The sequence below is a fragment of the Streptomyces phytophilus genome, assembly GCF_013870535.1.
In the GTDB taxonomy this organism is placed as follows: Bacteria; Actinomycetota; Actinomycetes; order Streptomycetales; family Streptomycetaceae; genus Streptomyces; species Streptomyces phytophilus.
In genome coordinates, this window is record NZ_JACBXC010000402.1 from 1 (window position 1) to 4,808 (window position 4,808).

Here is a 4,808-nt window from a genome sequence, read left to right on the forward strand (position 1 = left end):
GTGCCGATGCGAGACAATTCGACTGTCGCATCGGCAAACCCCGGAGGAAGTCCGTGACAGGTTTCGTGGAGAAGCCCCAGCCCGTCCAGGTGCCCGGCCTCGTCCATCTGCACACCGGCAAGGTCCGCGACCTGTACGAGGACGCCGAAGGCCGCCTGGTGATGGTCGCCGGCGACCGGATCTCCGCGTACGACTGGGTGCTTCCCACCGAGATCCCCGACAAGGGCCGGATCCTCACGAAGCTGTCCCTGTGGTGGTTCGAGCGGATCGCCGACCTCGTCCCGCACCACGTGCTCTCCACCGAGCTGCCCGAGGGCGCCCCCGCCGGCTGGGCGGGGCGCGCCCTGGTGTGTCGGCGGCTGCGGATGGTGCCGGTGGAGTGCGTGGCCCGCGGCTATCTGACGGGCTCGGGGCTCACGGAGTACGCCGAATCCGGCGCCGTCTGCGGCGTCGACCTGCCGCCGGGGCTGACCGACGCCTCCGCGCTGCCCGCCCCGGTCTTCACGCCGGCGACGAAGGCGGAGGTGGGGGAGCACGACGAGAACGTCACGTACGAGGAGGTGGTCCGCCGCGTCGGCCCGCTCGTCGCGGCGGAGCTGCGGCGGGTGACCCTGGAGGTGTACGGGCGCGGGCGGGACATCGCGCGCGAGCGGGGGCTGATCCTGGCGGACACGAAGTTCGAGTTCGGCTACACCGGCGACGCGGTCGGCGAGGGCGAGCTGGTCCTCGCCGACGAGGTGCTGACCCCGGACTCCTCGCGCTACTGGGGCATCGCCGCCTGGCGGCCCGGCCGGGCGCAGCCGTCGTTCGACAAGCAGTACGTACGCGACTGGCTGACGTCGGCCGCGTCCGGCTGGGACCGGCACGGCGAGGAGCCGCCGCCGGAGCTGCCGGCGGAGGTGGTGGAGCGTACGCGCGAGAAGTACGTGGAGGCGTACGAGCGGCTGACGGGGGAGCGCTGGGACTCCTGACCCGCCCCGCGGGACTCCTGACCCGCCCCGCGGCCGGACCGGGGCCCGGCGGCGGGGGTGTCAGCCCTTCGCCGGGGGTGCGGACGTCAGGTGGTACTCCACGATCGGCGCCAGCCGGCCGATCAGCTCCTCCGGGTCGGCCGAGGCCATCGGTTCGAGCCGGATCACGTAGCGCAGCAGCGCCGTCCCGACGAGCTGCGCCACCGCCAGCTCCGCGCGCATCTGGCGCTCCTCCAGCGGCAGCTCCGGCGTGATGCCGTGCAGCAGGCTGCGCGTGACGATGCGGCGGAAGATGGAAACGGCCGCCTCGTTGCTGACCGCGGAGCGCAGGACGGCGAGGAGGGGCTCGCGCGAGTCCGGGTTCTCCCAGGTGCTGAAGAAGAAGCGGGTGATGCGCTCGCCCGCGCCGTCCATCGGACCGTGGACCACGACGTCCGGCACCGTCATCGCGGGCGCGAAGGTGATTTCGAGCGCGGCCTCGAAGACCTGCTCCTTGCCGCCGAAGTAGTGGTGGACCAGCGCCGGGTCGACGCCCGCGGACTTGGCGATGCCGCGTATCGACGTCTTCTCGTAGCCGTGCTCGGCGAACTCCGAACGGGCCGTCGTCAGTATCAGGTCCCGGGTGCCGGGCCCGTCCTCGACGGCGTCGCGCCGCGGGCGGCCCCGGCCCCGTTTCGGGGCGTCGTCCCCCGGTTTTCCGGACGTCATGACGACGCGCCCCGCGCGACCGGCGCCGCCAGGTTGAGCCGGGTGAACGCCAGCGACTCGGCGAGGTCCGACTCGCGCTCCGCCGCCGACATCGCCCGCCGGGTGTTGATCTCCACCACGACCTGCCCGCCGAACCCGCGCGCCGCCAGCCGCTCCAGCATCTCGGCGCACGGCTGGTTGCCGCGCCCGGGCACCAGGTGCTCGTCCTTGCCGGAGCCGGAGCCGTCGGCCAGGTGCACGTGGCAGAGCCGGTCGCCCATGCGGTCGGCCATCTCCAGCGCGTCGTTGCGGGCGGTGGCGGTGTGCGAGAGGTCGAGGGTGTGGTGGCGGTACTCCTCGTTGGTGACGTCCCAGTCGGGCGCGTACGCGAGCATCTCCTTCTCCCGGTAGCGCCACGGGTACATGTTCTCCACCGCGAACTGCACCGCCGTCTCGTCGGCCATGCGCCAGATGCCGCGGACGAACTCGCGCGCGTACGCACGCTGCCAGCGGAACGGCGGGTGCACCACGACGGTCTCGGCGCCCAGCCGCTCCGCGGCCGACCGCGCGCGCCGCAGCTTCTCCCACGGGTCCCGCGACCAGACGCGCTGCGTGATCAGCAGGCACGGTGCGTGGATGGCGAGGACGGGGACGCCGTGGTGGTCGGAGAGGCGGCGCAGCGCCTCGATGTCCTGGCTGACCGGGTCGGTCCAGACCATGACCTCCACGCCGTCGTAGCCGAGGCGGGCGGCGGTCTCGAAGGCGGTGGCGGTGGACTCGGGGTAGACGGAGGCGGTGGACAGCGTCACCCGCGCGTCGGGCACGGAGACCCCGCGGTCGCCGCCTGCGCCGTGCTCGTTCCCCGCGCCGGTCGCGCCGCGCCCGTCCGGTTCGCCGGCCTCCCCGGGCTCCCCGGTTCGGCCGGCCTCGCCGGTTTCGCCGGTCTCGTCATGCTCGTCGGTGCGGTAACGGGATGCTCCTGCCACGGGGACAGGGTACGCGGCCGTACGCGCCCCCCGCCCCGTCACGGCAACTGGTCCAGCCGCTTGAGGATGACCCCCTCGCGCAGCGCCCATGGGCAGATTTCCGCCGTCTCCACCCCGAACAGGTCCATTGCCCCCTCCGCCACCAGCGCCCCCGCGAGCAACTGCCGCGCCCTGCCCTCCGACACCCCCGGCAGCTCCGCCCGCTCCGCCGCCGGCATCGCGGCCAGCCGCGGCACCCACTCCTCCAGCGCCTTCGCCGACAGCGCCCGGTGCGTGTACAGCCCCTCCGCGGAGCGCGCCGCGCCCGCGATCCGGGCGAGCTGCCGGTACGTCTTGGACGTCGCCACCACGTGATCCGGCTCACCGAGCCGGCTGAACTCGCTGACGACCCGGGCGATCTGCGCGCGCACGTACCGCCGCAGCGCCCGTACGTCGTCGGGGTCCGGCGGGTCCCCCGGCAGCCAGGCGGCGGTCAGCCGGCCGGCCCCGAGCGGCAGGGACACCGCCTTGTCGGGGTCTTCGTCCATTCCGTACGCGATCTCCAGCGACCCGCCGCCGATGTCCAGGACCAGCAGCTTCCCGGCCGACCAGCCGAACCAGCGGCGGGCGGCCAGGAATGTGAGCCGCGCCTCCTCCTCGCCGGTCAGGACGGTGAGCTTCACGCCCGTCTCGTCGGCGACCCGCGCGAGCACGGACTCGGCGTTGGCCGCCTCGCGGACGGCGGAGGTGGCGAACGGGAGCACGTCTTCTGCGCCCTTGTCCTCCGAAACCTGGAGCGCCTCGTGAATCGTGGCGATCAGCCGCTCGACCCCGTCGTCGGCGATGGCACCCTCCTCGTCGAGGAGTTCGGCGAGCCGCAGCTCCGCCTTGTGCGAGTACGCGGGCAGCGGCCGGGCACCGGGGTGCGCGTCCACCACCAGTAGGTGCACCGTGTTCGAGCCCACATCCAGAACGCCGAGTCGCATAACGGGAAACGCTAGCGCCTTGCCGCGCGGCCGTACGCTGGGTCCCGTGAGCAAGAGGAAGAAACAGGGCAAAACGCAAGCCGGTTCGGGCGTCGTACGCGAGAGTGCCGCGACGAAGCCGCGGGCCGAGCCGCGGGCGGACGCGCGGGCCGAGGAGGTCGGGCTCGACTTCGCCCGCGCGTGGGTCGAGTTTCCGGACCCCGCCGACGACGAACAGGTCTTCCGCTGCGACCTGACGTGGCTGACGTCACGCTGGTCGTGCATCTTCGGCCGCGGCTGCCAGGGCATCGACCCCGCGGGACCCGACGACGGCTGCTGCACGCTGGGCGCGCACTTCTCCGACAAGGACGACGAGAAACGGGTCGCCGGCCATGTGCGGCGGCTCACACCCGAGCTGTGGCAGTACCACGCGGAGGGCCGCGGCCCGGACGGCTGGACCGAGACCGACGAGGACGGCGAACGCAAGACCCGCCGCGTGGACGGCGCCTGCGTCTTCCACAACCGCGCCGGCTTCCCCGGCGGCACGGGCTGCGCGCTCCACCTGCTGGCGCTCCGCGAGGACCGCGAGCCGCTGGAGACCAAGCCGGACGTCTGCTGGCAGCTGCCGGTCCGCCGGTCCTACGAGTGGATCACGCGCCCGGACGACACCAAGGTCCTGATGGTCTCGATCGGCGAGTACGACCGCCGCGGCTGGGGTCCGGGCGGCCACGACCTGCACTGGTGGTGCACGTCGGCGCCGTCCGCCCACGGTGGCGGCCGGGCGGTGTACGAGTCGTACCGGCCGGAGCTGGTGGAGCTGATGGGCGAGAAGGGATACGAGCGGCTGGCGGAGCTGTGCGAGGAACGCCTGCGCGGCGCCCGGGACGGAGCGCTCCCGGCACCGCACCCGGCGGACTGACGGGGGACGCGGTACGGGGCACAGCGCCCCGGCCCGTCGGCCCGCCCGCTACGGCGTCCGCGCCGGGGACGAGTCCGGCGGGTCCGGGGCCGGGCCGGGGCCCGTGGCGGACGCGGTCGGCGTGGAGGGCGGGTCCGGGTCCGACGGCGACGGACCCGGGTCCGAGGGGCCCGGGTCGGGGTCCGACGGCGACGGGTCCGGGTCCGAGGGCGACGGATCCGAGGGCGACGGGTCCGGGTCGGACGGCGACGGGTCCGGGTCCGAGGAGTCCGGCGAGCCCGGCGGGGACGGGGAGTCCGGC

The 4,808-nt window shown here is 74.0% G+C and carries 6 protein-coding genes; 3 read left to right on the top strand and 3 right to left on the bottom strand.

Annotated features, from left to right (window positions below):
* The first annotated feature begins 53 nt into the window (after positions 1–53).
* Positions 54–971: a phosphoribosylaminoimidazolesuccinocarboxamide synthase gene (locus H5J30_RS17845; RefSeq protein ID WP_181788412.1), complete on the top strand. Its 918-nt coding sequence runs from the start codon at positions 54–56 to the stop codon at positions 969–971.
* Between the two features lie 60 nt (positions 972–1,031).
* On the opposite strand, the gene H5J30_RS17850 is transcribed toward H5J30_RS17845, so the two are convergent.
* The 3 genes from H5J30_RS17850 to H5J30_RS17860 form a co-directional block, all read right to left on the bottom strand.
* Positions 1,032–1,679 carry a TetR/AcrR family transcriptional regulator gene (locus tag H5J30_RS17850; RefSeq protein ID WP_181788413.1) on the bottom strand — a complete coding sequence of 216 codons (648 nt, stop codon included), beginning with the start codon at positions 1,677–1,679 and terminating at the stop codon, positions 1,032–1,034.
* Entirely contained in the window at positions 1,676–2,482 is an 807-nt protein-coding gene (locus tag H5J30_RS17855) for a sugar phosphate isomerase/epimerase family protein (protein WP_181788416.1), read from the bottom strand. The genes H5J30_RS17850 and H5J30_RS17855 overlap by 4 nt, the downstream gene beginning before the upstream one ends.
* A gap of 200 nt (positions 2,483–2,682) precedes the next feature.
* Positions 2,683–3,609 (bottom strand): Ppx/GppA family phosphatase, encoded by a 927-nt coding sequence (locus H5J30_RS17860; RefSeq protein WP_181788414.1) that lies wholly within the window; start codon positions 3,607–3,609, stop codon positions 2,683–2,685.
* A gap of 19 nt (positions 3,610–3,628) precedes the next feature.
* Between H5J30_RS17860 and H5J30_RS17865 the strand changes: the two genes are divergently transcribed.
* Together H5J30_RS17865 and H5J30_RS35990 are read left to right on the top strand one after the other, a co-directional pair.
* Positions 3,629–4,507 carry a DUF3109 family protein gene (locus tag H5J30_RS17865; protein ID WP_181788415.1) on the top strand — a complete coding sequence of 293 codons (879 nt, stop codon included), beginning with the start codon at positions 3,629–3,631 and terminating at the stop codon, positions 4,505–4,507.
* 103 nt (positions 4,508–4,610) lie between these two features.
* Positions 4,611–4,808: hypothetical protein (locus H5J30_RS35990; RefSeq protein WP_220189045.1), on the top strand; the 198-nt coding region annotated here is incomplete at its 3' end.